Source organism: Pseudomonas sp. WPR_5_2 (assembly GCF_003634475.1).
Classification (GTDB): Bacteria; Pseudomonadota; Gammaproteobacteria; order Pseudomonadales; family Pseudomonadaceae; genus Aquipseudomonas; species Aquipseudomonas izuensis.
The window spans coordinates 83,431-108,495 of the sequence record NZ_RBLA01000002.1; the positions used below are offsets into that span (position 1 = coordinate 83,431).

Here is a 25,065-nt window from a genome sequence, read left to right on the forward strand (position 1 = left end):
GACTCAACGCCCCTTGAAACTTGGGGTGCGTTTTTCCATGAAGGCGCTGACACCTTCGCGGTAATCCTCGCTGCGCCCGGCCAGGCGTTGCAGGTCACGCTCAAGTTCCAACTGTTCGTCGAAGCTGTTGCTCATGCTCGCGTTGAGGCTGCGCTTGATCAGCGCCAGGCCGTAGGTCGGCTGGGTGGCCAGGTGTTGCGCGAGCTTCAGCGCTTCGTCACGCAGTTCGGCGTCGTCCACGCAGCGGTAGATCAGGCCCCATTGCTCGGCCTGTTCGGCGGTCAGGCGGTTGCCGAGCAAGGCCAAAGCCTTGGCGCGGGCCATGCCGACCAGCCGTGGCAAGGTCCAGGTGCCGCCAGAATCGGGGATCAGGCCGATCTTGCAGAAGGCTTGAATGAAACTGGCCGAACGCGCCGCCAGCACCAGGTCGCAGGCCAGTGGAATGTTCGCGCCTGCGCCTGCCGCTACACCATTGACCGCGCAAATCACCGGCATCGGCAGGTCACGCAGCTGGCGGATCATCGGGTTGTAGAACTTCTCGATGGATTCGCCCAGGTCCGGCACGGCACTGCCCGGCGCGACGTTGCGGTCGCTCAGGTCTTGCCCGGCGCAGAAGCCGCGGCCTTCACCGGTCAGCAGCAACACGCGCACGTCGGGGTTCTGCCGCACCTGTTTCAGCGCTTCCTTCACTTCACCATGCATCTGGGTGTTGAAGCTGTTCAGTTGATCCGGGCGATTGAGGCTGAGCAGGGCCACGCCAGCGTCGATGGAAAACAGGATGTGTTCGAAGTTCATGTTGTGGGCGCTCTCTAAGAGGTCGTACGAATTCGTTGTTGATTACTGGCCAGTAAAGGTCGGCGTGCGTTTTTCCTGGAACGCCGCGATGCCTTCGTTGCGGTCGCGGGTGCCGGCCAGCACGGTGAAGGCGTGGCGCTCGAATCGCAGGCCGCTGGCCAGGTCGGTGTCCATGGCCTTGAGCAGCGCTTCCTTGGCCAGGCGCACGGCCAGTGGGGCCTTGCTGGCGATGGCGCGGGCGACTTGCAGGGCGCGCTCGACGGTGAATTCCGGTTGGGTGACTTCGCTGACCAGGCCGGCGCGTTGCGCCTGGCGGGCATCGATCGGCTCGCCGGTCAGCACCATCTGCATGGCCATGGATTTACCGACGGCGCGCAGCAGGCGTTGGGTGCCACCGGCGCCGGGCATGATCCCGAGGTTGATTTCCGGCTGGCCGAAGCGCGCGTCTTCGCCGGCGATGATGATGTCGGCGTGCATCGCCAGTTCGCAGCCACCGCCCAGGGCGAAGCCGTTGACGGCGGCGATCAGCGGTTTGCTGAAGCGGGTGATGGCTTGCCACGAGGCCTGGCGCGGGTCGTCGAGGATGCCCACCAGGTCGCGTTCGGCCATTTCCTTGATGTCGGCACCGGCGGCGAACGCCTTGCGGCTGCCGGTGATGACCACGGCGCGGGTGTCGGGATCGGCCTGGGCGACGGCGAGTTCGTCGGCCAGTTCGCCCAGCAGTTGGGTGTTCAGGGCATTCAGCGCCTGTGGGCGCTGCAGGGTAATCAGGCGCACGCCAGTGTCGAGCGTTTCGACGGTCAGGGTTTGAGGCACGGCGGTTGCCCTCACGGTGTACGCACGGCGGGAGTGCCGGCTTGTTATTGGATCGGCCGCAGGGGCCGGTTTTGCCGGAGTATACCTGCAACGTGATACGCAAATGCAATACAAAAATTGATTTGATGTGTCCTATTGTCGGATTTGTGGTTTTCGGAAGCCTGTATCGGCTAATCGGTTGTATGGGTTTTTTCCCCGTATTTATTGGCTTTAGTGGTGTTTTAGAGCGGTGGGTGGGGTGGGCGCATCCCGGGCTTTTCAAGTGATACGCTTTTTTGTCTTTGTGCTGATAAAAGCGATGTGATACAAATTGAGTCAATAAATGCATCGCTTTGTAAAGGAAGCCGCCATGACCTGCTACAGCCTCGATGGCCTGACCCCGGTGATCGACCCCACTGCTTATGTGCACCCGACGGCTGTCCTGATCGGTGACGTCATCATCGGTGCGCATTGCTATGTAGGGCCGCTGGCGAGCCTGCGCGGTGACTTCGGGCGGATCGTGCTGGAAGAGGGCGCCAACCTGCAGGACACCTGCGTGATGCACGGCTTCCCGGACAGTGACACGGTGGTCGAGCGCAACGGTCACATCGGCCACGGCGCGGTATTGCACGGTTGCCGGATCGGCGCCGATGCATTGGTAGGCATGAATGCAGTGGTGATGGACAACGCGCGCATCGGCCCGCGGTCCTTCGTCTCGGCGGCGGCGTTCGTCAAGGCCGGTTTCGAATGCCCCGAGCAATCGCTGGTGATGGGCGCGCCGGCCAGCATCAAACGGACCCTGAGTGATCAGGAAGTGGCGTGGAAACAGGCGGGTACCCGTGAGTATCAAGAGCTGGCCAAGCGGTGCCTCACGCAGATGCAGGAGTGTGAACCGCTGGCCGCGCCGGAAGCGGATCGACCGCGTATGAGTGACCGTGGGTTGCGGCCCAAGGGCAATACCTTATGAACCTCGATCCCCTGTGGGAGCGAGCCTGCTCGCGAGTACGGTCTGACATTCAATATTGATGGAGACTGACACACCGCCTTCGCGAGCTCGCTCCCACAAGGGGGCTGCGCTTAATCAGTTGGCTTTCGGTATATTCCTTTTCTTTTTTTAGCCCGGTACGCCCATGTCGTCCCTGACACCCCTGAACCATCTGATCACCCGTTTCCAGGAGCAGACGCCGATCCGCGCCAGCTCCCTGATCATCACCTTGTACGGTGATGCCATCGAACCCCATGGCGGTACCGTGTGGCTGGGTAGCCTGATTCAATTGCTCGAACCGATCGGCATCAATGAGCGGCTGATCCGCACCTCGATTTTCCGTTTGACCAAGGAAGGCTGGCTGACGGCCGAGAAGGTCGGCCGGCGCAGTTACTACAGCCTGACCGGTACCGGTCGCCGGCGTTTCGACAAGGCGTTCAAGCGGGTCTACAGCACCAGCATGCCGGCCTGGGATGGTTCCTGGTGCCTGGTGATGCTCTCGCAACTGACCCAGGACAAGCGCAAACAAGTGCGTGAAGAACTGGAGTGGCAAGGTTTTGGTGCGATTTCGCCGGCGGTGCTGGCCTGCCCGCGCAGCGACCGCACCGACGTCAACGCGACCTTGCTCGACCTTGGCGCCCTGGAAGAAACCATTGTCTTCGAAACCACCGCCCAGGACGTGCTGGCCTCCAAGGCCCTGCGCCTGCAGGTGCGCGAGAGTTGGAACATCGAGGAACTGGCGACCCACTACAGCGAGTTCATCCAGTTGTTCCGGCCGCTCTGGCAAGCGCTTCGCGAGCAGGAAAACCTGCAACCGGCGGACTGCTTCCTGGCACGGATTCTGCTGATTCACGAATACCGCAAACTGCTGCTGCGCGATCCGCAATTGCCGGACGAGCTGTTGCCCGGCGACTGGGAAGGGCGCGCGGCTCGCCAGTTGTGCCGCAACATTTACCGTTTGATTTACGCCAAGGCCGAGGAATGGCTCAACAGTGCACTGGAAACTGCCGACGGCCCGTTGCCGGACGTGGGCGAGAGTTTTTATCGACGCTTTGGCGGGTTGAAATAACCCGCTGTCAGACACGCTCAGGGATTGACGTAGACAATAACAATAAGCCTGCGTGAGGCCTGCCATGATTTCTACAATTGCACAGCGCCAGGATGGGTTCGATCAGTGGATCCATCAGATCAACCAGATCTGCGGCGCCTTTAACGCACAACCCCTGGGCGCCGGTTTTGCCGGGCAGATCCGGGAATACCGCAGTGATGCGCTCAAGCTCAGCTTCGTCGATGTCTGCCAGGCGCGGCTGTACCGCACGCCGCAGGAAGTGGCGGCGGGCGAGGGCGGCAAATACTTTGCCGTATTCCAGCTCGACGGCACGGCAGGCATGGCCCAGGGCGACGACAAGGTGTTGCTGTCCGCTGGCGACATCACGCTGATCGATGCCGCGCGGCCCAGCGATTTCACCTACAGCGAAAACTCCCGGCAATTGTCGCTGATCCTGCCGTCGCAACTGGTGGAGCAGACCCTGCGCTTCAACCAGGTCAGGTGCGGCCATCGGATTGCCGGGACATCGCCCATCGCGATGCTCTCGCATCGCTTGATTCTCGACGCCACGCGCCAGCCGGAACTGAGTCGCCAGGAGAGCGAAGCGACCCTGGAGGCGATTGTCAGTCTGCTGCGTCCGGCCATCAGTCAGGCCGACGATTGCACCGATCTGCACGAGCGCACCTTCCGCAAGACCCTGAGTTTCATCGACCAGCACATCCGCTCCGAAGAACTGTGCCCGGAATGGCTGGCCCGAGAAGTCGGCATGTCCACCCGTGGCCTGTACCGGATGTTTGCCAAGAAGGGCCTGGTGGTGGCGCGCTACATCAAGAACCGTCGCCTGGACCTGTGCGCCGAATCCCTGCGCCAATCGAGCAAGGAGCAGAAGTTGTCGGTGCTGGGGTATTCGTGGGGGTTTTCCGATTCGAGCTACTTCTCCACGGCGTTCAAATCGCGCTTCGGCATTGCGCCGGGGGAATACCGTAAGCAGCATGCATGATGGTTCGCCAGAACACCGCGTAATCCTGTGGGAGCAAAGCTTGCTCGCGATGGAGTGTCAGCTAAATGGTTGTCGACTGGCACGACCCAATCGCGAGCAAGCTTTGCTCCCACAGGGGTGGGTGTTGGGCCAACTGAATCAGGCACCGTTTTTGAGCAACTGGCCGAGCGCCTCCAGCTCGCTTTTCTCCAAGTCCGAAACCAGCACGAAGCGCATGTGGTTCTCTTGCCAGGATACGACGTTGAAGCCGCGAATCGTCTCGCTCTGTCGTGGTTTGTCGGCCTCCGCCGTGGGCAGGATAAACACATTGATGATGTGCTTGTTGCGCCCGTAACTCAGGGCCGCCGTGGTCTGATGTTGCAGATAATCCAGACGCCCACCCAACAGCGGAAAACCCTGCGCCGAGTAGTCGAACACCGGCGGCGAGAAGTCGAGCTTGCCGGTGAACCAGGGTTTCACGGTGTGGCGGTCGGACGACACCACATCGTTCAAATGCTCGCCCATCAATGATCGGACGTGACTGGACACCGCTTCGTCCATCAAGGGTTGTTGGGCGCCTGGTGTGGCCACATAAAGCACCATCGCCAGGGCCAGCGCCGCCGCTGAAAACGCCGGAGCGAACCAGGTTCGCCAGCGCTCGATGAAACGGGGTTTTGGGGGCTCATCAGGGAAAATACTGGCGGCCAGCGACGCCGGCGCCCTGTAATACACCGCACTCTGCTTAACGCCGGCGAGCAGCAACCGGGCCTGATCATGCAACCGTGCGCACTCGGCACACCCGGCCAAATGCCCGGCCACCTTCGCCGCCGTCGCCGGATCGAGTTCCTTGTCCAGATAGCCATGTATCAGCGTCTGGCAAACCGTGCAGTCGAGTTCATTCATGATCGTGCAACTTCAGTAGTTCGAGTTTAAGCATGGCGCGAGCCCTGGCCAGTCTCGACATGACGGTACCGATGGGGATGTCGACCACCAGGGCGATGTCCTTGTAGGGCATGTCTTCGAGCTCCTTCAGAACAATCACCTCGCGAAACGCAGGAGGCAGGGCGCACAGGGCCTGCTGGATCAGCGCTGCGTTTTCCGTGTGAATGGCCAGCAGTTCCGGGGTCTGGCCGTGGCTCGGCGTGTCGTCGTCTTCGGGAAACCCGTCGCCCAAAGCGACCCAACGGTGCCCGGCCGAGGCCTTGAGCCAGGTGTAGCTCTCGTTGCGCACGATCGTGAGAAACCAGGCCTTGGCGTTGCCGCCGGCGAAACGTTGCGAAAACCTGAAGGCGCGCAAGGCGCTTTCCTGGACGACATCGTGCGCGGCGCTGTCCTGGCCGGTGAGCCAGCGCGCGAGGTTGTAGGCGGCGTCCAGGTGGGGCGCAAACAATTCCTCAAATCGCTTCATAGTGATTCCCGCACTGTCCCGCCTCTATAACTGTGCCGCGTTATGTTTTATTCCCTGGAAAAAATGTTTTTTTCGATCGGGAATAAAGTCCCATCCCATCCGGTTTTAACTCGTGTCAGTTGCATCACTGTAGAACGCCTGCGAGGGAATACCGATGAACATTCATTCAAGACACCAACGACGCGTCGACGGCCCCTTGAACCCGGACCGCCGAACGCTCCTCAAATGTTCGGCCTGGGCGGGGGCGGGCGTCATCTGGGCCCTGTCCGGCGGCATTCCACGGGCCTTCGCCCTGGATGACACGGGCAAGGTCTCGGACCCCAAGGCACTGGCCAGCACCTTCCACTTTGTGCAGATCAGCGACTCGCACATTGGCTTCAACAAAGAGGCCAACCCGGAACCGGTCAAGACCTTGCAAGTGGCCATCGACAGGGTCGTCGCGCTGCCGAAACAGCCTTCGCTGATCCTGCACACCGGCGATATCACCCACCTGTCCAAGCCCGAAGAGTTCGACACCGCCGCACAGCTGCTCAAAGGCCTGCCCTCCACCGTGCATTACGTGCCGGGCGAGCACGACACCCTCGACGAGGGCGGCGGCAAACTCTATCTGCAACGTTACGGCAAGGGCACCCAAGGCAATGGCTGGTACAGCTTCGACGACCACGGCGTGCATTTCATTGCACTGGTGAATGTCTTCAACTTCCAGGCGGGCCATGAAGCGACCCTCGGCGCCGATCAACTGGCGTGGCTGGCCGATGACCTGCGCGCGGTATCGAGCAGTACACCGATCGTGGTGTTTACCCACATTCCGCTGTGGACGATTTATCAGCCGTGGGGTTGGGGGACCGAGGACGGTGACCAGGCCATCGCCATGCTGCGCAAGTACGGTTCGGTGACGGTATTGAACGGGCATATTCATCAAGTCATCCAGAAGGTCGAAGGCAATATCACCTTCCACACGGCCCGGGGCACGGCTTATCCACAACCCGCACCGGGTGCGGCGCCGTCACCGGGGCCGATGACGGTGGCGGCGGATCAATTGCGCAATTACCTGGGGATCACCGATGTACGGGCGACGCAGGGTGATCATCCGCTGGCGCTGATCGATTCGACACTGGTTTAGGGGAGGGGGGCTGATGAAAACGCGACTGTTGGCGGTGCTCTGCCTGATGTTGTCGATGCCGGTGTGGGCTCAGGAGGTGAAAGTCGATATCAAGGCATTCATGTATGGGCCCAAGGACATGACTGTGCCCGTGGGTACCAAAGTGACGTGGGTGAACGACGACGAGGTCCCGCACACGGTGGCGGAAACCCACAAGGTGTTTCGTTCGGGGGCGCTGGATACGGGGGACAGTTATTCCTGGGTGTTCAACGCGCCGGGGGAATATGAGTATTTTTGTGCGCTGCATCCGCAGATGATCGGGAAGATTGTGGTGACCCAATAACCCACAATCCCTTGTAGGAGCGAGCCTGCTCGCGAATGCGGTGTGTCATTCACTATTAATGTCGACTGACACGACGCCTTCGCGAGCAGGCTCGCTCCCACAGGTTTTTGGGTGGTTGCGTTATTTCGGGGCGTTTAGGTTCAACGTCGGTGTTTCATCGAAGAAGTTCCATGGTTTGAGCAGCACATGTACCCACTCGGTCGGCATGATCGGCCACTCTTCGGCGCGGGCGATGTGGGTGGTGCCGGTGGTCAGCCAGACCACGTCGTCGGTATTTTCGATGGCGTGGTTGTCCTGGGTGAACTGCCCCAGGCCCGAGTCCTTGTCCGAGCGGTTCGGGTACTTGCCTTCCGGGTACTTCTCCTCCGGGTTGTACTGCGTCACCCACAGCTGCTTGTCCATGAAACTCAGGCGGTGGTACAGCCATTCGTCCTTGCCGAAGTTGGCGCCCTTGGCCACCGGGTGCGTGCCGCCGGCGTAAGGGATCAACTGGTAGGACACCGGGTTGCCGACCTTGTTTTCCTTGCTGAAGTTGGTCAGCAGGCGCACGGTCGACGGGTCGAATTTCTGCGCGGCCTGTTGTTCGGTGCCGACCACTTTGGTTTCGGTCTGCATGGTGCTGGTGCGCGGGCCGCCACGGTCATTGGGCAGTACCACCGGGTTCACTTCCACCAGCGAGTTGCTTTCACCGTCCACGTCCATGTCCAGGCGGAAGTTGTAGATGTGCTGGTGCGTGGTGCCGACGATGTTGTGGTCGAGCAGGGTGCCGTAGCGCGTGTCTTCCTTGGCAGTGTCCTCGTGCATGGTTTTCGACTTCACGCCCTTGACCGCTTCGATACCAGTGGCGCCGGCGTCGATGCCGATGGTGCCGTTCTGCTGGAAGACCCAGTCGAAGATGTAGTCGTAGTTGCCGACGGTGCTGATCCAGCGCACCACCAGTTCACGCCGCTCGGTGCTCAGGTTGGGCTGGCCCATTTCCTGGTGTTTGTATTCCGGGCCGGCGTAGCGCTCGAACACTGCCATGGCGCGCGGGATCGCAGTCGGCGCGCCGGTGTAGTCGGCGATGGTCGCGTCCAGCAGCACGGCGTTTTCCGGGGCGTCTTTGCCACGGGCAATCGGCGAGGTCAGGGTGCCCATGCCGTAGTCACCGGAATCGAGGTAAGCCTTGAAGTACCAGCCGACATCCGGGTCGCCATAAGGCACGATCATGCCGCCCAGCGAGCCCTCGTACATGATTTTGCGTTTCTTGCCCTTGTCGTCGTAGGTGACGGTGGAGAGGATCGGGCCGACGCGCGAATCGAGGCGGACGTGGAAATCCCAGTTCTGCCAGTGAATGCTGTTGCCGGTGATGGTGTAGTTCTTGCCCTCGGGCTCGGTGATTTCCAGCGGTTTGACCGACACGCCCTTGCGTCCGCGTCCGTCATAGGGGGTCGGCTTCATCGGCACCGGAATCAGCGCTTCGTCTTCGATCTTGATCAGCTTCTTCTGCTCCAGATCGACAATCGCCACCAGGCCTTCGATCGGGTGCGCCCAGTAGTTGCCGTCATCGGTATTGAGGTAGCTGACGATTTTCAGCAGGCGCTTGTCCTGCGCCAGGCCGTCCTTGCCGTCGAAGTAACCGACGGTCAGCGGCGTGGCCACGACCTTTTTCACATCGTTGATGCCGCGCTTGGCCAGGGCCTGGGCGTATTCCGGGCTGGCCTCGACGGCCGATTGCACCGTGGCGAAGTCGTCCAGCAGCACCATGCCGTGGGCGCCTTCGATTGGCTTCCAGGACTTGAGTTGTTTGCTGTCGAGATCGACCAGCGCCTCGATCACATGCTTGCCGTCGAGCACCACGATTGAGGCCTCGCGCGGCTGGGCGACGTTTTGCCCGGTGTAGACGAAATTCCACACCTGATCTTTGGGCGGCGCCTTGACCGAGACTTCGGTGAAGCGGAACCCGGGTTGGTAGTGCTCGGACTTCCTGACGATGTCCACCGCCGTAGTGATTTCTTCCACGCTCAACGGATTGAGCGGGTTAGGCCGGGTTTCCACGACAAAGGTGGTGTCCAGGCCGGACTGAAACACCTGGTTGATGAAGTCCTTGGACATGAACGCCGTTTTGTCCTTGAACACCACAGGCACTGTCAGCTCGATGCGTTTGCCGTTGAGCATCGCCACTTTGCTGTTCGGTTTGACCTTGAGATACACCCCGTCCTTGGCGATGGTGAACAGATTGGCGTAGTCGTCCCATTTGACCGTGGCGCCAAACTCCTCGAGCCCCGCTTGCAGCGGCACCATCTCGGCGTGACCGCCATGGGCCTGTGCATTGCCCGCCCAGAAAGACAGGCCCAGGGTGATGGCCAGCGCGAGTCGGGCAAGTGGTTTTCTGTTTCGCAATGCAAGTGAGGTGAACATTCTGGGTTCCTTCGAAAAGCCGGTGACTGGCATACCCGCACTTTGCTACAGCCGGTGAATGGCTGCATTGGAATTGCTGCCAAAATCCTTTGGATCTGTGCCTGATTTAGCGTAGTGGGGGGAATGCGATTAGCGATGTCATATGTTGTCGTACGACTATTTATGATCATCAACTATTTCAAAGCACTGAAAAAATGAGCGAAAGTAGGTGGTGTTTCCAGTGTTTTTGCCAATTTTATTACGGTATTCGACGACGTCACGAATTTTTTAAGCGGTAATGCCGATCACGTGGAAAGGGTTTTTTGTTGACGTTCTGTACGAGGGTGGCTATAAATTCAACAAGTCATATGACGACGTATGACGACTGAGATTGTACTTCTAAAAATAAAAAGAGCGTCGACACCACCATGAATCTGAACGAGCCCATCACCGCGCAACGCGTCGGCCAAGCTGTCGGCAAATTTCGATGGACCATCTGTGCGCTGTTGTTTTTTGCGACCACCGTCAACTACCTGGACCGCCAGGTCCTTAGTCTGTTGGCGCCGGATCTGTCGAGGCAATTTGGCTGGAGCAATACCGATTACGCCAACATTGCCGCTGTCTTCCAGTTCACCTACGCGATTTCAATGCTGTTCGCCGGCCGTGTGGTCGACAAGATCGGCACCAAGGCCGCTTTTGTAGCAGCGATCTGTATCTGGTCGACCGGCGCGGTCATGCACGCGTTCGCAGAGCCGATGGGCGAGGGCATCGCCGCCATCTCCGGCGCGCTCGGCATTGCGGTCATCCCGGTCTCGATCGCCGGCTTCATGCTGGCGCGCGCCGTGCTGGCGGTGGGTGAGTCGGCCAACTTCCCGACCGCCATCAAGGTCACCGCTGAATATTTCCCGAAGAGGGAACGCTCCTTCGCCACCGGCATCTTCAACTCCGGCGCCAACGTCGGGGCGATCCTGGCACCGATTTCCGTGCCGCTGATCGCTGCCATGTGGGGCTGGCAAGCTGCATTCATCGTGATCGGCATGCTGGGTTTCATCTGGATGGGCGTATGGCTGGCGTTGTATGAAAAGCCGGAACAGCAGAAGCGCCTGTCGGCGAGCGAACTGGCACACATCCGCAGTGATCTGGACGCTAGCGCCCCCGTGTCGACGGGCGTTGGCAAAAAAGTATCCTGGTTCCAGTTGCTGAAATACCGTCAGACCTGGGCGTTCGCGTTCGGCAAATTCATGACCGATGGTGTGTGGTGGTTCTTCCTGTTCTGGCTTCCGACCTACCTGTCGGAGCAGTACGGCCTCAAAGGTGCAGCCATCGTGGTGCCATTGGCCGTGTTGTACAGCATGACCATGGTGGGCAGTATCGGTGGCGGCTGGTTCCCCAGCTACTTCATGGCACGCGGCGACGCTCCGTATGACGGCCGTATGAAAGCCATGCTGGTGATTGCCCTGTTCCCGCTACTGGTGTTGTTGGCGCAGCCGTTTGGCCACATCAGTGTCTGGGTACCGGTATTGCTGATTGGTGTGGGCGCGTCGGCGCATCAGGCCTGGTCATGCAACATCTTCACCACCGTATCGGACATGTTCCCGCAAAAGACCGTCGCTTCCGTGGTCGGCATTGGCGGCATGGCGGGTGGATTGGGCGGCGTGCTGCTGACCAAGCTCGGTGGCTGGGTGTTTGACTACTACAAATCGGTCGGCGACATCCGTACCGGCTACATGATCATGTTTGCCATCTGCGCCGTGGCTTACCTGGTGGCGTGGAGCGTGATGAAGATGCTGGTGCCTCGTCACAAGGAAATTACCGATCTGTGAGTGAGGGCTTCGACGGCGTGTCGTTGTAACCCTTCGCATTGAACGAGGCCGCTGAGCAATCAGCGGCCTTTTGTTTGTCTGGTGTTCTGTTTTTTGCAGGTCAGGTTTTGCCGCGGGGCGGCAAACGATTGCTTCGGTTTAATAAGAAGCATTACTATTCACGCCCCGTTTACACAGCATGCCGCAATGACCCCCAAGCTGCCCCGCAGACATGGCTTTTTCGAGCATTACGAAGAGTTGGTTGGCACCTGGACCCGTCGCCTGAGAAATCGTCAGCAGGCCGAGGATCTGGCCCACGATACCTTTGTGCGTGTGCTTGAGTCCGATTCGGCGGCGGTACAGCAACCCCGGGCGTATCTGCACCAGACCGCGCGCAATATCGCGGTGGATGGTTATCGGCGTGAGGATCGGCGGGGCGCCATGGAGTCAGAGGCGATCGATGAAAGTGTGTCGTCATCCGGCGACCCGGAGCATTACATGCATGCGATCCAATTGGCCGACTCCATCGAACGGGCGCTCTCCGAGCTGCCGGTCAACTGCCGCAAGGTGTTTGTCTGGCAGAAAATCGAAGGCCTGACCCAGGCCGAAATCGCCGAACGCCTGGGACTGTCCAGGAACATGGTGGAAAAGTATATGATCCGCACGCTGCGGCATCTGCGCGACCGCCTGGAAGGACTGCATTCATGATGCGCGCGAACTCCTACACCATGATGCGGTGCGACTTTTCACCCCCGGCCAAACAGGAACTTCCATGATGGATACTCGTGATTGTGCGTGCGGGCAAACAACGGTTCGCGATGAGGCGGCGCAGTGGTTTGTGCGTTTGCAGGAACCCGCCGTCGATGTCGATGTACATCGCCAGTTCGACATTTGGTTGAACGAACATCCCCAACACCGAAACGAATTCGACTTGCTCCAGGGCCTGTGGAAAGCCGCCGACCTGCTGCCGGCGGCACGACTGCGGGCGCTGTGTGAAGAAGCGCCGACTCGCGGCAAACGTCGCCCGATGATGCGTTACGCGGTGGCTGCCAGTGTGTTGGCGGTGGCGGTCGGTTTTGGACTGTTCAGCGGCTTGAATCAATCGTCGTCCTACACGGCGGAGTTTTCCACAGCCCTGGGCGAGCGTCGCCAGGTGGCCTTGCCGGATGGTTCGGTGGTCGACCTCGACAGCCGTACCAGGATTGAGGTGCATTTTGAGAAGAACCGGCGCGGCATCGAGTTGACCGAAGGCGAGGCGATGTTCAGCGTCCAGCATGACACCCGCCGGCCGTTTGTCGTTGAAGCCGCAAGCGCCAGGGTCACGGTCACCGGGACGCGCTTCGATGTGCGTCGCAGCAGCGCCGAGACCCGGGTGGTGGTGGAGCAGGGCACGGTCAAGGTCCAGGGACGCTCGGCGGCCGATCACGATTTCGTCAGTCTCACTGCGGGTATGGGCACTCATGTCGATGCCCAGGGCCAGGTCGCGGCCGCCTACGCGGTGAATCCATCGGAAATGACGGCCTGGCGCAGCGGCAAACTGGTGTTCAACAACGCCAGCCTGGCCGATGTCGCCGAACAGGTCTCGCGTTATCGGGAGCAGCCACTCAAGGTCGGCAATGCGGCGGTGGGTAATCTGCGCCTGACCAGCGTGTTCAAGTCCGACAACACCGATGCGTTGCTCAAGGCCTTGCCGAGCATCCTTCCGGTGGCCGTGCGCACCCTCGATGACGGCAGCCAGGAAATAATTTCAAAATAAATTCAGGTTTTTTTCGAGTTCATCGTCTTCCTGTTTAACTGCAACTGGTTTGCATTAACAAGCGCACACTCTTGCGATTCACAGGACTACGTTTGACGTGAAGAAATCCACCGCTAAAAACAATACGTTCCCTTGGTTGCCGCTGGCGCTCGCGCTGGCGGTCAACGTTGCGATGCCCCAGGCATACGCCGCCGACGCCATCCATATCCAGGCGCAACCCTTGGGTCAGGCCTTGACTCAGCTGGGCCAGCAAACGTCGTTGCAGGTTTTTTTCAGCCCTGAGCTGATGGCCGGCAAGCAAGCGCCGGCGGTGGACGGCAATCTCTCGCCGGAAGAGGCGTTGCGTCAATTGCTGCAAGGCAGCGGTCTGCAGTACCAGATCGATCAAGGGTCGGTGACGTTGATGCCTGCGCCTGCTCAAGCGTCCGGCGGTCCGCTGGAACTGGGGGCGACCGACATCAAGGTGGTCGGCAACTGGCTCGACGATGCCGATGCCGCACTGGTACAGAACCACCCTGGCGCGCGCACGGTGGTTCGCCGTGAAGCCATGGTCGAGCAGGGTGCGATGAACGTCGGCGACGTATTGAAGCGCGTGCCGGGTGTGCAAGTGCAGGATGCCAACGGCACCGGTGGCAGTGATATTTCCCTCAACGTCGGCGTGCGTGGCCTGACTTCGCGCCTGTCGCCACGCTCCACCATTCTGATCGATGGCGTGCCGGCGGCGTTCGCCCCCTACGGCCAGCCCCAGCTGTCGATGGCACCGATTTCTTCCGGCAACCTCGACAGCATCGACGTGGTGCGTGGCGCCGGCTCGGTGCGGTACGGACCGCAGAACGTGGGCGGTGTGATCAACTTTGTGACCCGTGCCATCCCGGAAAAAGCCTCCGCTGAAATCGGCACCACTCTGGAGACTTCCCAACACGGTGGCTGGAAACACATCGATACCGCGTTCATGGGCGGCACCGCCGACAACGGCATCGGCGTGGCGCTGCTGTATTCCGGCGTGAACGGCAACGGTTACCGTGAGCGCAACAACGGCAACGACATCGACGACGTGATCCTCAAGACCCACTGGGCACCTACCGATGTTGACGACTTCAGCCTGAATTTTCACTACTACGATGCCAGCGCCGACATGCCCGGTGGCCTGACCCAGGCGCAGTTCGATGCCGATCCGTTCCAGTCCGACCGCAACAACGATAACTTCAGCGGCCGCCGCAAGGATGTGTCGTTCAAGTGGGCGCGGCAGATCGACGACCGTACCCAGGCCGAAGTGCTGACTTACTACACCGACAGTTTCCGTGGCAGCAACATCGCTGCTCGCGACCAGAAGACCCTCGGCTCGTTTCCGCGCACTTACTACACCTTCGGGATCGAGCCACGGGTGTCCCATGTGTTCGACGTCGGCCCGACCACTCAGGAAGTCAGTGTCGGTTATCGCTACCTCAAGGAAGGCATGCACGAAGAAGCCAGCCGCCTGGCGCTGAACAGCAGCAACGAACCGGTGGTGACCAAGACTTCGGACGGCCATGTGTATCAGGACCGTACCGGCGGCACTGAAGCCAACTCGGTGTATGTCGACAACAAGATCGATGTCGGTAACTGGACCATTACCCCAGGCATCCGCTTTGAGCACATCAGCACCGACTGGCACGACCGCCCGGTGCTCGACACCGCCGGCAAGCCTGTGCCGGAAAAGCACCGCAGCATTGAAAGCAACGAACCGCTGCCGGCCCTGAGCGTGATGTACCACATGTCCGATGCCTGGAAGCTGTTCGCCAACTATGAAACCTCGTTCGGCGCCCTGCAGTATTTCCAGCTCGGCCAGGGTGGCGTGGGTGATCAACCCGCCAATGGCCTGGAGCCGGAAAAAGCCAAGACCTACGAGATCGGCACCCGCTACAACGATGGTGTATGGGGCGGTGAAGTGACGCTGTTCTACATCGACTTCGACAAGGAGTTGCAGTACATCAGCAACGACGCGGGCTGGACCAACCTCGGCGCGACCACGCACCGTGGCATCGAGACCTCGGTGCACTACGACATGGCGGCACTGGACCCACGCCTGGACGGCCTGACCGCCAACGCAGGGTTCACCTACACCCGTGCCGTCTACGAAGGTGAAATTCCCGGCTTCAAGGGGCGCGACCTGCCGTTCTACTCGCGTCAGGTGGCAACCGCGGGCCTGCGGTACGACATCAACCGCTGGACCTACAACGTCGACGCCTTCGCCCAGTCCAAACAGCGTTCGCCTGGCATTGCAGTGAACGCCGATGGCAGCTTCACCAACAACTACATCACTGAAGGCACCGCCGATGGCCAGTTCGGCGACATTCCGGGCTACGTCACCTGGAACGTGCGTGGCGGCTATGACTTCGGCCCGCAGGTGTCGAACCTGAAAGTCGGCGCCGGGGTGAAAAACATCTTCGACAAGCAGTACTTCACCCGCTCCAGCGACAACAACTCGGGCATGTACGTCGGCGCACCGCGCACGTTCTTCGTGCAGGCCAGCGTCGGGTTCTGATAGACCGAGGCGCCTTCATTCGCGAGCAGGCTCGCTCCCACATTGGTTATGTGTCGTTTACTGAACCCTTGTGGGAGCGAGCCTGCTCGCGAAGCTTTTCAGACTTTCAAAACTTTCCCTCCGATAGCCACCGCCACCAGTAACACCGCCATCAGCCCAAAGGCGAAGCTCAAGCTGCTGCCATGGGCGATGAACCCGATCACCGCAGGCCCCGCGAGTATTCCCGCGTAACCCAGGGTGGTAATGGCCGGCACGGCGATGCTTTCCGGCATGACTGTCTGCTTGCCCACGGCGGTGTACAGCACCGGCACGATGTTCGAACAGCCGGCGCCCAGCAGGGCGTAGCCCACCAGCGCCGCTTCCCAGCCCGGGGCGAAGGTCGCCAGCAGCAGCCCGAGCGCAGCCGTCATCCCGCCGAAGACAATCACCCGCGTCGCGCCAAGGCGCCGCACGATCGAATCACCGGTCAAGCGTCCCACCGTCATGGTCAGCGCGAACGCCGCGTAACCCAGTCCGGCATAGGCCGTGTCGATCCCGCGCTCCTGCGCCAGGAACACCGCGCTCCAGTCCAGGGCCGCGCCTTCGGCGAGGAACACGATGAAACACATCCCGCCGATGAACAGCACAATGCCGCGGGGAACGGCAAACGCCGGCCCCGAACTTTCGCTGCCATAGGGCAGCAGGTGCGGTGCCGCCTTCGCCAGTGCGACCAGCAGCAAGACAGCCACCACCAGCGTCGCGCCCAGCGGCGAAAGCCCCAGGCCCAGCAGCGCGCTGACACCCGCCGCGCCGACGATCCCGCCGAGGCTGAACATGCCATGGAACCCGGACATCATGTTCCTGCCGCTGGCCCGCTCGACGATGACCGCTTGCAGGTTGACCGTCGAATCCACCGTGCCCAGGCCCGCGCCAAACAGGAACAAAGCAGCGATCATCGCCGGGATCGACGACACCGTCGCCAACAGCGGCAAGGCCAGGCAGATCATCAATGTGCCGCCGGTCGCCACCTTGCGACAGCCAAAACGCGTGGCCAGAATCCCGGCCATGGGCATTGCCAGGATCGAACCTACCCCCAGGCTCAGCAGCAACAGACCCAGGGTGCCTTCATCCAGCCCGGCCCGGGCCTTGGCATAAGGCACCAGCGGCGCCCACGCGGCGATGCCGAAGCCGGCAATGAAAAAGGCGACACGCGTGGACATCTGTTCCAGGCGCCCCGGAACGAACGAGGTCTGGGTGTTGAGGTTGGTCATATCAATCCTTGGCAAAAAACGTCGCGTCCCTTAAGGACAGTGATCTGGCGGCGAGGGTTCGATCAGCGTCCGCACATCCTTGCACAGCCAGACGGTGTTTCGCGATATGTTGAGCCTGACCGATCATTCCAGCAGGGAGGGCGCCATGGCGCGGATGTACGATGCACGAGGCAATATCTACAAAGTTGTGGCGCCCGAGGCATTGCGCCGCCAGGGTATCGCCTTGCCCGACCAGGCCGGCGACGCTGCACAAACCCGCGAAACCTGGGCGTTCGCGGCCATCGAGGCGTGCTGCTCCTGGGCGCCCGGCACGCGACCGCCCGGCAGCAAGGATCATTGCAGCGATGGGTTGCTGGTGGGGCCCTTCCAGTCGGCGCCGCCCTTCGATCTGTTGATCGTGAACACCGACGGTACCCTGGCCGAGCGCAGCGGCAACGGGCTGACGATTTTCTCTCAGGCGCTCAGCGACCAGGGACTTTTGCCGAAGGACGAGACCTGTGTGCTCAGGGTGCACCACGACAAGGCCGATGTGGTTTCACCGGGTGAAACATCGGTGAAAGCGGCGCAAGTTGAAGGTGTGAACGGGTTCTGGCTGGACCTGGGCAAGCCTTCGTTCGGGCCGCAAGCGGTCAGTGCCCATGGCGTTGAAAGCGTGCTGTTCCGCGGTCGCGAACTCAGCCATGTCCAACCGTTGTCGTCGTTGAATGCCGCCTGGTCGCGCAGCCAGTTTACGCGGGTGGGCAATCCGCATTGCGTGACGCTGGTGGAAAACGCGGATGCCTTGCCGGGCAATGAACAGATGCGCGAATCGCCATTAGCCGAAGGATTGACGCGGATCGCCTATGCCATGCCGGCGGGGGCAGGGCGGCCGTGTCCGGCGGGGATCAACCTGCAATGGGCGATGCACGAGTCCGGGCAGCGGGTGGTCGCGCGGGTGTTCGAGCGGGGCGAAGGGCCAACCGCCTCATCGGGGACCAGTGCCACGGCGGTGGCGTGTGCGGCATGGCGGGTGGGTTGGGTGAGCGCCGGGGAAGTGAAGGTGGTGATGCCGGGTGGGACGGCGCCGATTTTGCTCGAAGAAGAGCAAGGGGAATTGAGTCGGGTGAGCCTGTTTGGTACGGCTCGATTGATTGGCTAATAGTTAGATAGCTATCGCGGGCAAGCCCGCTCCCACAGGTATCGTTGGTTTTCACACAATGTGTGTTTCAACTCGGACACTGTGGGAGCGGGCTTGCCCGCGATGGGGCCAGTCCAGCCAATACAAGTCTCAGTTCAGGTCACTGAACTCCACCACCGGCATCGTGCGCTTCATCAACACCTTGCCTCCGCGAACCGAATACAACGGCAAGCCCTGACTGCGGATCACCTCGTAGTCGCTCTGCGCCGACAGGATCAGCAAGTTCGCCGGCCGTCCCGCTACCAGGCCATAACGATCACCCAGGGCGAGGGCCTTGGCGCTGTTGTCGGTGACCAGGTCCAGCGCGCTTTGCAGGTTGCGGTAACCCAGCATGTGACAGATATGCAGGCCGGCTTCGAGTACCCGCAAGATGTTGCCGTTGCCCAACGGATACCACGGGTCGACGATCGAATCCTGGCCGAAACACACGTTCATGCCGGCTTCGAGCAACTCGTTGACCCGGGTCACACCCCGGCGTTTCGGAAAGTTGTCGTAGCGCCCTTGCAGGTGAATGCTCTCGGTGGGGCAGGAGACAAAACTGATCCCCGAATGCCCGAGCAGGCGAAACAGCTTGGCGCAGTAAGCGTTGTCATAGGAGCCCATGGCCGTGGTGTGGCTGGCGGTGACCCGCGAACCCATGTCGCGGCTGCGGGCTTCTTCGGCCAGGACTTCGAGAAAGCGTGAGTGGGGGTCGTCGGTTTCATCGCAATGCACATCCACCAGGCAACCGGTGCGCTCAGCCAGGTCCATCAAAAACTTCACCGAACTGACGCCTTGGTCGCGGGTGTACTCGAAATGCGGAATCCCGCCGACCACGTCCGCACCCATGTGGATCGCTTCCTCCATCAAGTCACGGCCATTGCGATAGGACTCGATGCCTTCCTGGGGGAAGGCGACGATTTGCAGGTCGATCAGGTGACGGCTTTCCTCGCGCACTTCGAGCATCGCTTTCAGTGCCGTCAGTTGCGGATCGGTGACATCGACGTGGGTGCGTACATGCTGGATGCCGTGGGCGGCGAGGCTCTGGATGGATTTTTTCGCCCGGGTCTTGGTGTCTTCCAGGGTGATGGTCGTCTTGCGCTCGCCCCAGCATTCGATGCCTTCGAACAGCGTGCCGCTCATGTTCCAGCGTGGCTCGCCGGCGGTCAGCGTCGCGTCGAGGTGGATGTGTGGCTCGACAAAGGGTGGCACCACCAGGTTGCCGCCGGCGTCCAGGTCCTCGGGACCCAGGGTCGGGGCTTCGGTCTGCCGGGCGATATTACTGATCAGGCCGTTTTCCAGGTGCAACTCATGCAGGCCTTCCTGGTTGCGCAACCGGGCGTTGATGATGTGCATCGGGAGGGTCCTTTCAGAAAGCTGTTAGTCGATACCCCTACGTTAGCTCGGTGGTGGCAATCCCCGCCAGTGGGCCGTTCAAATGTGGGAGCGAGCCTGCTCGCGAAGGCGGTATTGCAGTCACATTGATGTTGAATGTGCTGCCGTCTTCGCGAGCAGGCTCGCTCCCACAGAGATTCGGTTTCGTCAGGAAAAAAAGGGGAGAAAGCGCAGCAGTGCCGCGACAATGGCTTCGGGGGCGTCTTCCTGGACCAGGTGTCCGGCATTGGCAATGGCGTGAAATTGCGCCCCGGGAATCATGCCCTGCAAGGCGCGGCCGCGTTCAATGGGGATCCACTGATCGTCTTCACCCCAGAGAATCTGCACCGGACAGCGAATCGTTGGATACAACCCTTCGGCCTCACGGGTGTAGCGCTCGTCCATCTGCGCGATCTGCCGATAGAACGCCGCTTGCCCCGGATCGCCCAGCCAGGGTTGCACGTAGGGTGCGAGTTCGTCGTCCGGGATGTCCCGCTTGATCGCCCCGCGAATATAGGCGGGCACGATTGCCCGTTGAATGTAGTCGGGCAGCCCGCTGAACGCGGCCTCGTGCTGACGCACATGCTGCACGAACGGCGAGCCCCAGGGTGTCAGCGCTACCGGGTCGATCAGTGTCAGGCTGCGATAATCCTTGCCGTTAAGCAGATGGGCACGCAGCACCGTGGCCCCCCCGAAATCGTGAGCCACCACGTCCGGGCAATCCAGGCCCCAATGCTCCAGCAGGCGCGCCAGCAATTCGTTTTGCACGCCCAACGACACGTCACCTTCGATTTTATCGGACTGCCCATAGCCCAACAGATCGAAGTAATGCACCCGGTGCGTGGTGATGAAATACGGCGCGATACGGTGCCAGACATAGGAGGAGAAGGGCGTGCCGTGCACGAACACCAACGGCGGGCCGTCGCCGCGTACGGCGAAGCGCACGGAGTGGCCGTTGAAGCGAAAGGTCTGGGCCAGCGGCCAGTCAGTCATGGGCGTGTCCTCTTGGCGGGTGAGAGCCAAAAAGCATAGGCATAAAAAAACAGCCGTTGAAGGCTGTTCTCTATTTCCCTGACAAACCGCATTCCCCCTGTGGGAGCGAGCCTGCTCGCGAAGAGGCCGTGTCAGTCAGCATTAATGGTGAATGACACACCGCTTTCGTCGGAACGCCGCCCGGAGCCGGCTCGCTCCCACATTGGATCTGTGTTGTCTGTTTACTCGCCGCGATAGATGCACCCGCTGGTGCAGGTTTCGTGAATGCGGATCGCGCTGAGTTCCGGCAGCAGCGGCTTCATCTCGTTCCAGATGAATTTGGCCAGCACTTCACTGGTCGGGTTTTCCAGACCGGGAATATCGTTCAGATAGTTGTGGTCCAGACGCTCATACAGCGGCTTGAAGATCGCCTTGATCTCCGAGAAGTCGCGGATCCAGCCGGTATGCGGATCGAGATCGCCGCTCAGGTGAATCGCCACTTTGAACGAGTGACCGTGCAGGCGCCCGCACTTGTGGCCGTCCGGGACGTGGGGCAGGCGGTGGGCGGATTCGAACGTAAATTCCTTGAAGATTTCCACAGTGTTTTCAGCTCTGTTCAGGTGGCGATCGCCGTAGCGATGTAGGCAGGCTGCGAGTTTAACAGCTTGTCCTGACTAAAGGGTCAGCAGGCGTTCGCCAAGGCGACCGTTGGCGGCCAGTTCAAGAAACTCATCGCCCAGCCGGCGACTTTCATCCATCGTCGCGCGCCAGTACTTCTGCCGGCTCGGCGCGTCGCCCATGAAGCGCTTGAAGTCGTTGCGGTCCGGCAGTTTGCCGTAGGGCAGGCGTGCCAGGTATTCCCTGGACGGTGCCAGCAGCAGCACATCTTGCAAGCGGGCAGGGCAGGCGCGGCGCCAGGGCAGGGTCTTGTCGAACCAGCCGGGAATGACCCGGTCGGTGAAGTGCGGATACAGCACGATGTCATTGCCGCTGTAGGGCAAGTCGAGGTGATAGTCCAGCAGACCGCCGTCGCGGAACGTGCCTGCGCCGGCACCCGGCAGGTCGCGCACGCCTTCCATTACCATGGGAATCGACCCCGAGGCGAGCAGCGCCTGGCGCAAATTGCCGGCGTTCAGCGGGACGAAGCGCGACGGGAAGTCGTTCAGCGCGTTGACCGGCGGCGCCAGGCGCGGGTCGTGGATGATCAACCGCTCGAAATGCCGCGACAGCCGCGCGCGACCGCGCAGGTTGTCGGCGATCACCGACGACAGACCCAGGCCCAGCCGGCCGCGATGATCATCCGCGAGCAGGCCGTGGCTTTTGACCACCATGATGTTCAGGCGATAATGGGCATTTGTGAGCAGGGCGGCATCGCGGCCGTCGAGCAAGTCATCGAGCATGCGTCGCGAGCTCTGGCTGATCTGCGCCATGGTCACGCCCTTGGCGAAGTTCTGCTCGGTGTAAAGCTGCCCGAGACGGCGGATGCCCTCGGCGGCGTCCGGCAGACAGGCGCTGGCGAAGCGCCAGGAACCGACCGAGGCGCCAATCAGTGAACGCTCCCGAGGCGCCGACGGCAGCCATTGGCCGAACAACGCCAGGTCCAGTCCCTGAATGCCCAGTGCCTTCGGCCCACCGGCAGCGCCAGGCAGCGTGCCGACATCGGCGGCGCCGAGGCCGTTTTCACGAATGCGCGCAAAGGCACGCGGGCCGGCCTTGATCGTCAGGGAGGGGAACTTGATGTGGATGGCGGTCATACCGGTCTCGGTGTCTGGCAAGCGGGGAATTATGTGGGAGCGAGCCTGCTCGCGAAAGTGGTGTGTCATTCAACATCGATGGCGACTGACACGGCCTCTTCGTCGGAACGCCGCCCGGAGCCGGCTTGCTCCCACAGGGATTGGGTATGATCGATGATGGCAATTCAGTTTCAATTAAGTTGATGCTGCTATGGTGGCCCCCTCAGGCAAGATCCGAAGAATACGGAAACACCCATGAACACCCTGACGGCCCTGTTCGCCGCGTCCCTCATCGGCCTGACCGCCAGCCTCGTCCACGCCCGCGACCTGGATCAGGACGAAGCTCTGCGCCTGCGCCAACGAGGCGTGATCCTGCCGCTTGAACAACTGCTGCAACAAGCGCTGGACCGCTACCCGGGGGCCAAGCTGCTGGAAGCCGATCTCGAAGAGAAGCACGATGTCTACATTTATGAAGTCGAGTTGCTGACCCCTTCAGGCGTGGTCCGCGAGATCGCCCTCGATGCCGCCACCGGCCGTTTGCTCAAAGACAAGGAAGATTGACCGATGCGTTTGCTCCTGGTGGAAGACCATGTGCCCCTGGCCGACGAACTGCTGGCCGGCCTCAATCGGCAAGGGTATGCCGTGGATTGGTTGGCCGACGGTCGCGACGCGGTGTACCAGGGCAGCAGCGAACCCTATGACCTGATCATCCTCGACCTCGGCCTGCCAGGGTTGCCGGGACTCGAGGTGCTGGCGCAGTGGCGCGCCGGTGGCCTGGCCACGCCGGTACTGATCCTCACCGCCCGCGGTTCCTGGGCCGAGCGCATCGAAGGGCTCAAGGCCGGCGCCGACGATTACCTGACCAAGCCTTTTCATCCGGAAGAACTGCACCTGCGGGTCCAGGCGTTGCTGCGCCGCTCCCACGGCCAGGTCAATCAGCCGACGCTCAAGGCGGCGGGTTTGCAGTTGGACGAAGGTCGCCAGTGCGTGACCCGCGACGGCGCTGAAATTCAGCTGACCGCCGCTGAGTTTCGCCTGCTGCGTTACTTCATGCTGCACCCGGACCAGATCCTTTCCAAAAGCCACCTCGCCGAACACCTCTACGACGGTGAAACCGAGCGCGACTCCAATGTGCTGGAAGTCCACGTCAATCACCTGCGTCGCAAGCTCGGACGCAGCGTGATCGACACCCGTCGCGGCCAGGGTTACCTGTTCGGCGGGCAAGCGCAGTGAGATCGATCCAGCGCCGCTTGAGCCTGGGCCTGATCAGCGTGTTGGTGGTCGTCGGCCTGATATTGGCGCAAACCAGTCTGTGGCTGTTCGAAGTGGGTTTGCAGCGCTACCTCGAATCCGGGCTGCGCATCGACAGCGAGAACCTGCTGGTGGCGCTGGTGCGGGGGCCGCAGGGCCTGCAACTGGATGAGCGGCATTTGTCGCCGGCCTACCAACGACCGTTTTCCGGTCATTACTTCCGTATCGATTTTGCCGACAGTCATTGGCGCTCCCGGTCGTTGTGGGATCAGGAACTGCCGCGCCTCGAACATCCCGGCCTGCACAGCAACCTGCAATTGGGGCCGGAGGGGCAGCAGTTGCTGGTGTTGCGTTCGGACTATCGCCGGCTGGGCCAGTCGATCTCCATCAGCGTGGCGCAGGATTACACACCGGTGCGAGAGAGCTTCCAGCGCATGCGGCAAATCGGTCTCGGGCTGGGATTGGGGGGATTGCTGCTGATTCTGCTGTTGCAGCGAATCACCGTGCGTCGCGCCTTGCGACCACTGGAGAAGGCCCGGGAACAGATCGCGCAGCTGCAACAGGGCCAGCGCTCGCAGCTTGATGATCAGGTGCCGGTGGAACTGGAACCGCTGGTGGCGCAAATCAACCATTTGCTGGTCCACACCGAGGACAGCCTCAAGCGCTCGCGCAATGCCCTGGGCAATCTCGGCCACGCACTGAAAACCCCCTTGGCGGTGCTGTTGAGCCTGGCGTCAAGCGAGCAGCTCGACGCCCACCCGCAACTGCGCAAAATCCTCAAGGCGCAACTGGAGCTGGTCCAACAGCGGCTCAACCGTGAACTCAACCGCGCCCGTTTGGCCGGCGACGCACTGCCCGGCGCACGGTTTGACTGCGACATTGAACTGCCCGGCTTGCTGGCGACGTTGAACATGATCCATGGGCAACATCTGGACTTGAGCTATCGGTCACCGGCGGGCCTGCAACTGCCATGGGATCGCGAAGACCTGCTGGAGTTGCTCGGCAACCTGCTGGACAACGCCTGCAAATGGGCGGATGCCGCGGTCCGCTTGAGTGTGACTGAAACTGCGCACGGGTTTGAGTTGAGTGTGGAGGACGACGGCCCGGGCATTCCCGAAGACCGCCGCGATCGGGTGTTCAGCCGTGGTACGCGGCTGGATGAACAGACCGACGGCCATGGATTGGGCCTGGGTATCGTGCGCGACATCGTCGACACCTGGGGCGGGGTGTTGCGGTTGCAGGAGAGCGAGTGGGGTGGGTTGAAGGTGGTGATCGAATTGCCCAGACGCACCTGATCCAACACCGGAAAAACTGTGGGAGCGAGCCTGCTCGCGAATGCGGTGGGTCTATCACATCGATGTTGGATGTGACACCGCCTTCGCGAGCAGGCTCGCTCCCACAGGGGATTGCGTT

23 protein-coding genes are annotated in these 25,065 nt (G+C 61.2%); 13 read left to right on the top strand and 10 right to left on the bottom strand.

From position 1 onward, the window contains the following. Positions 1-3: 3 nt before the first annotated feature. Positions 4-795 carry a 2-(1,2-epoxy-1,2-dihydrophenyl)acetyl-CoA isomerase PaaG gene (gene paaG, locus BJ917_RS09050; RefSeq protein WP_096509921.1) on the bottom strand — a complete coding sequence of 264 codons (792 nt, stop codon included), beginning with the start codon at positions 793-795 and terminating at the stop codon, positions 4-6. 42 nt (positions 796-837) lie between these two features. Continuing rightward, positions 838-1,611: a 2,3-dehydroadipyl-CoA hydratase PaaF gene (paaF, locus tag BJ917_RS09055; protein ID WP_096509922.1), complete on the bottom strand. Its 774-nt coding sequence runs from the start codon at positions 1,609-1,611 to the stop codon at positions 838-840. A 349-nt stretch (positions 1,612-1,960) separates the two neighbouring features. On the opposite strand from paaF, the gene paaY reads away from it, so the two are divergent. From paaY to feaR, 3 genes are all read left to right on the top strand, one after another. Next, positions 1,961-2,557, top strand: coding sequence for a phenylacetic acid degradation protein PaaY (gene paaY / locus BJ917_RS09060; RefSeq protein ID WP_096515261.1), 597 nt, complete (start codon positions 1,961-1,963; stop codon positions 2,555-2,557). A 163-nt stretch (positions 2,558-2,720) separates the two neighbouring features. Next, entirely contained in the window at positions 2,721-3,644 is a 924-nt protein-coding gene (gene paaX / locus BJ917_RS09065; protein WP_096509923.1) for a phenylacetic acid degradation operon negative regulatory protein PaaX, read from the top strand. Positions 3,645-3,708: 64 nt separating this feature from the next. Further along, the gene (gene feaR, locus BJ917_RS09070) at positions 3,709-4,623 is read left to right on the top strand and encodes a transcriptional regulator FeaR (RefSeq protein ID WP_096509924.1); all 915 of its coding nucleotides are present in this window, start codon (positions 3,709-3,711) and stop codon (positions 4,621-4,623) included. Between the two features lie 138 nt (positions 4,624-4,761). Here feaR and BJ917_RS09075 read toward each other — a convergent pair whose 3' ends face one another. Beyond that, positions 4,762-5,505 carry an anti-sigma factor gene (locus tag BJ917_RS09075; RefSeq protein WP_121103156.1) on the bottom strand — a complete coding sequence of 248 codons (744 nt, stop codon included), beginning with the start codon at positions 5,503-5,505 and terminating at the stop codon, positions 4,762-4,764. Then, on the bottom strand, positions 5,498-6,010 hold the full coding sequence (locus BJ917_RS09080; RefSeq protein ID WP_121103157.1) for a sigma-70 family RNA polymerase sigma factor: 513 nt from the start codon (positions 6,008-6,010) through the stop codon (positions 5,498-5,500). The genes BJ917_RS09075 and BJ917_RS09080 overlap by 8 nt, the downstream gene beginning before the upstream one ends. A gap of 154 nt (positions 6,011-6,164) precedes the next feature. On the opposite strand from BJ917_RS09080, the gene BJ917_RS09085 reads away from it, so the two are divergent. Together BJ917_RS09085 and BJ917_RS09090 are read left to right on the top strand one after the other, a co-directional pair. Then, complete coding sequence (locus BJ917_RS09085) at positions 6,165-7,133, top strand: metallophosphoesterase (RefSeq protein ID WP_096509927.1); 969 nt, start codon at positions 6,165-6,167, stop codon at positions 7,131-7,133. Positions 7,134-7,146: 13 nt separating this feature from the next. After that, positions 7,147-7,455, top strand: coding sequence for a cupredoxin family copper-binding protein (locus BJ917_RS09090; protein WP_096509928.1), 309 nt, complete (start codon positions 7,147-7,149; stop codon positions 7,453-7,455). A gap of 120 nt (positions 7,456-7,575) precedes the next feature. Here BJ917_RS09090 and tynA read toward each other — a convergent pair whose 3' ends face one another. Continuing rightward, on the bottom strand, positions 7,576-9,855 hold the full coding sequence (gene tynA / locus BJ917_RS09100) for a primary-amine oxidase (protein ID WP_121103159.1): 2,280 nt from the start codon (positions 9,853-9,855) through the stop codon (positions 7,576-7,578). Between the two features lie 407 nt (positions 9,856-10,262). Between tynA and BJ917_RS09105 the strand changes: the two genes are divergently transcribed. The 4 genes from BJ917_RS09105 (at position 10,263) to BJ917_RS09120 (ending at position 15,916) form a co-directional block, all read left to right on the top strand. Then, positions 10,263-11,657, top strand: a complete 1,395-nt coding sequence (locus BJ917_RS09105; RefSeq protein ID WP_096509930.1) for an MFS transporter — start codon at positions 10,263-10,265, stop codon at positions 11,655-11,657. Positions 11,658-11,843: 186 nt separating this feature from the next. Further along, a complete protein-coding gene (locus BJ917_RS09110) occupies positions 11,844-12,344 on the top strand; it encodes a sigma-70 family RNA polymerase sigma factor (protein WP_121103160.1) in 501 nt (166 codons plus the stop codon). A gap of 64 nt (positions 12,345-12,408) precedes the next feature. Further along, complete coding sequence (locus BJ917_RS09115) at positions 12,409-13,392, top strand: FecR family protein (RefSeq protein ID WP_096509932.1); 984 nt, start codon at positions 12,409-12,411, stop codon at positions 13,390-13,392. 97 nt (positions 13,393-13,489) lie between these two features. Continuing rightward, positions 13,490-15,916: a TonB-dependent receptor gene (locus BJ917_RS09120; RefSeq protein WP_121103161.1), complete on the top strand. Its 2,427-nt coding sequence runs from the start codon at positions 13,490-13,492 to the stop codon at positions 15,914-15,916. A 98-nt stretch (positions 15,917-16,014) separates the two neighbouring features. Here the strand turns inward: BJ917_RS09120 and BJ917_RS09125 are convergent, their stop codons facing one another. Then, on the bottom strand, positions 16,015-17,166 hold the full coding sequence (locus BJ917_RS09125; RefSeq protein ID WP_096509934.1) for an MFS transporter: 1,152 nt from the start codon (positions 17,164-17,166) through the stop codon (positions 16,015-16,017). 145 nt (positions 17,167-17,311) lie between these two features. On the opposite strand from BJ917_RS09125, the gene BJ917_RS09130 reads away from it, so the two are divergent. Next, entirely contained in the window at positions 17,312-18,304 is a 993-nt protein-coding gene (locus BJ917_RS09130) for a diaminopimelate epimerase (RefSeq protein WP_121103495.1), read from the top strand. 129 nt (positions 18,305-18,433) lie between these two features. Here the strand turns inward: BJ917_RS09130 and codA are convergent, their stop codons facing one another. From codA to BJ917_RS09150, 4 genes are all read right to left on the bottom strand, one after another. Further along, positions 18,434-19,678, bottom strand: coding sequence for a cytosine deaminase (codA, locus tag BJ917_RS09135; RefSeq protein ID WP_096509935.1), 1,245 nt, complete (start codon positions 19,676-19,678; stop codon positions 18,434-18,436). A gap of 186 nt (positions 19,679-19,864) precedes the next feature. Beyond that, on the bottom strand, positions 19,865-20,689 hold the full coding sequence (locus BJ917_RS09140) for an alpha/beta fold hydrolase (protein ID WP_121103162.1): 825 nt from the start codon (positions 20,687-20,689) through the stop codon (positions 19,865-19,867). A gap of 221 nt (positions 20,690-20,910) precedes the next feature. Beyond that, positions 20,911-21,267 carry a 6-carboxytetrahydropterin synthase QueD gene (gene queD, locus BJ917_RS09145; protein ID WP_003223505.1) on the bottom strand — a complete coding sequence of 119 codons (357 nt, stop codon included), beginning with the start codon at positions 21,265-21,267 and terminating at the stop codon, positions 20,911-20,913. Positions 21,268-21,342: 75 nt separating this feature from the next. Beyond that, a complete protein-coding gene (locus BJ917_RS09150) occupies positions 21,343-22,422 on the bottom strand; it encodes a patatin-like phospholipase family protein (RefSeq protein WP_121103163.1) in 1,080 nt (359 codons plus the stop codon). Between the two features lie 234 nt (positions 22,423-22,656). Here BJ917_RS09150 and BJ917_RS09155 point away from each other — a divergent pair, with 234 nt between their 5' ends. The 3 genes from BJ917_RS09155 to BJ917_RS09165 are packed head-to-tail and all read left to right on the top strand — an operon-like array spanning position 22,657 to position 24,947. Beyond that, a complete protein-coding gene (locus BJ917_RS09155) occupies positions 22,657-22,962 on the top strand; it encodes a PepSY domain-containing protein (protein ID WP_121103164.1) in 306 nt (101 codons plus the stop codon). 3 nt (positions 22,963-22,965) lie between these two features. Next, on the top strand, positions 22,966-23,634 hold the full coding sequence (locus BJ917_RS09160; protein ID WP_096509939.1) for a response regulator transcription factor: 669 nt from the start codon (positions 22,966-22,968) through the stop codon (positions 23,632-23,634). After that, the gene (locus BJ917_RS09165; RefSeq protein WP_121103165.1) at positions 23,631-24,947 is read left to right on the top strand and encodes a sensor histidine kinase; all 1,317 of its coding nucleotides are present in this window, start codon (positions 23,631-23,633) and stop codon (positions 24,945-24,947) included. The genes BJ917_RS09160 and BJ917_RS09165 overlap by 4 nt, the downstream gene beginning before the upstream one ends. Positions 24,948-25,065: the final 118 nt, after the last annotated feature.

Bases quoted from the DNA above. Each gene is read 5' to 3' on its own strand.
- feaR (WP_096509924.1), top strand. From the start codon at position 3,709: ATGATTTCTACAATTGCACAGCGCCAGGATGGGTTCGATCAGTGGATC.
- BJ917_RS09130 (WP_121103495.1), top strand. From the start codon at position 17,312: ATGGCGCGGATGTACGATGCACGAGGCAATATCTACAAAGTTGTGGCG.
- BJ917_RS09155 (WP_121103164.1), top strand. From the start codon at position 22,657: ATGAACACCCTGACGGCCCTGTTCGCCGCGTCCCTCATCGGCCTGACC.
- BJ917_RS09115 (WP_096509932.1), top strand. From the start codon at position 12,409: ATGATGGATACTCGTGATTGTGCGTGCGGGCAAACAACGGTTCGCGAT.
- BJ917_RS09085 (WP_096509927.1), top strand. From the start codon at position 6,165: ATGAACATTCATTCAAGACACCAACGACGCGTCGACGGCCCCTTGAAC.
- codA (WP_096509935.1), bottom strand. From the start codon at position 19,678: ATGCACATCATCAACGCCCGGTTGCGCAACCAGGAAGGCCTGCATGAG.
- BJ917_RS09160 (WP_096509939.1), top strand. From the start codon at position 22,966: ATGCGTTTGCTCCTGGTGGAAGACCATGTGCCCCTGGCCGACGAACTG.
- BJ917_RS09080 (WP_121103157.1), bottom strand. From the start codon at position 6,010: ATGAAGCGATTTGAGGAATTGTTTGCGCCCCACCTGGACGCCGCCTAC.
- BJ917_RS09090 (WP_096509928.1), top strand. From the start codon at position 7,147: ATGAAAACGCGACTGTTGGCGGTGCTCTGCCTGATGTTGTCGATGCCG.
- paaY (WP_096515261.1), top strand. From the start codon at position 1,961: ATGACCTGCTACAGCCTCGATGGCCTGACCCCGGTGATCGACCCCACT.
- paaX (WP_096509923.1), top strand. From the start codon at position 2,721: ATGTCGTCCCTGACACCCCTGAACCATCTGATCACCCGTTTCCAGGAG.
- BJ917_RS09105 (WP_096509930.1), top strand. From the start codon at position 10,263: ATGAATCTGAACGAGCCCATCACCGCGCAACGCGTCGGCCAAGCTGTC.
- BJ917_RS09125 (WP_096509934.1), bottom strand. From the start codon at position 17,166: ATGACCAACCTCAACACCCAGACCTCGTTCGTTCCGGGGCGCCTGGAA.
- paaG (WP_096509921.1), bottom strand. From the start codon at position 795: ATGAACTTCGAACACATCCTGTTTTCCATCGACGCTGGCGTGGCCCTG.
- BJ917_RS09140 (WP_121103162.1), bottom strand. From the start codon at position 20,689: ATGACTGACTGGCCGCTGGCCCAGACCTTTCGCTTCAACGGCCACTCC.
- BJ917_RS09150 (WP_121103163.1), bottom strand. From the start codon at position 22,422: ATGACCGCCATCCACATCAAGTTCCCCTCCCTGACGATCAAGGCCGGC.
- BJ917_RS09110 (WP_121103160.1), top strand. From the start codon at position 11,844: ATGACCCCCAAGCTGCCCCGCAGACATGGCTTTTTCGAGCATTACGAA.
- tynA (WP_121103159.1), bottom strand. From the start codon at position 9,855: ATGTTCACCTCACTTGCATTGCGAAACAGAAAACCACTTGCCCGACTC.
- BJ917_RS09075 (WP_121103156.1), bottom strand. From the start codon at position 5,505: ATGAATGAACTCGACTGCACGGTTTGCCAGACGCTGATACATGGCTAT.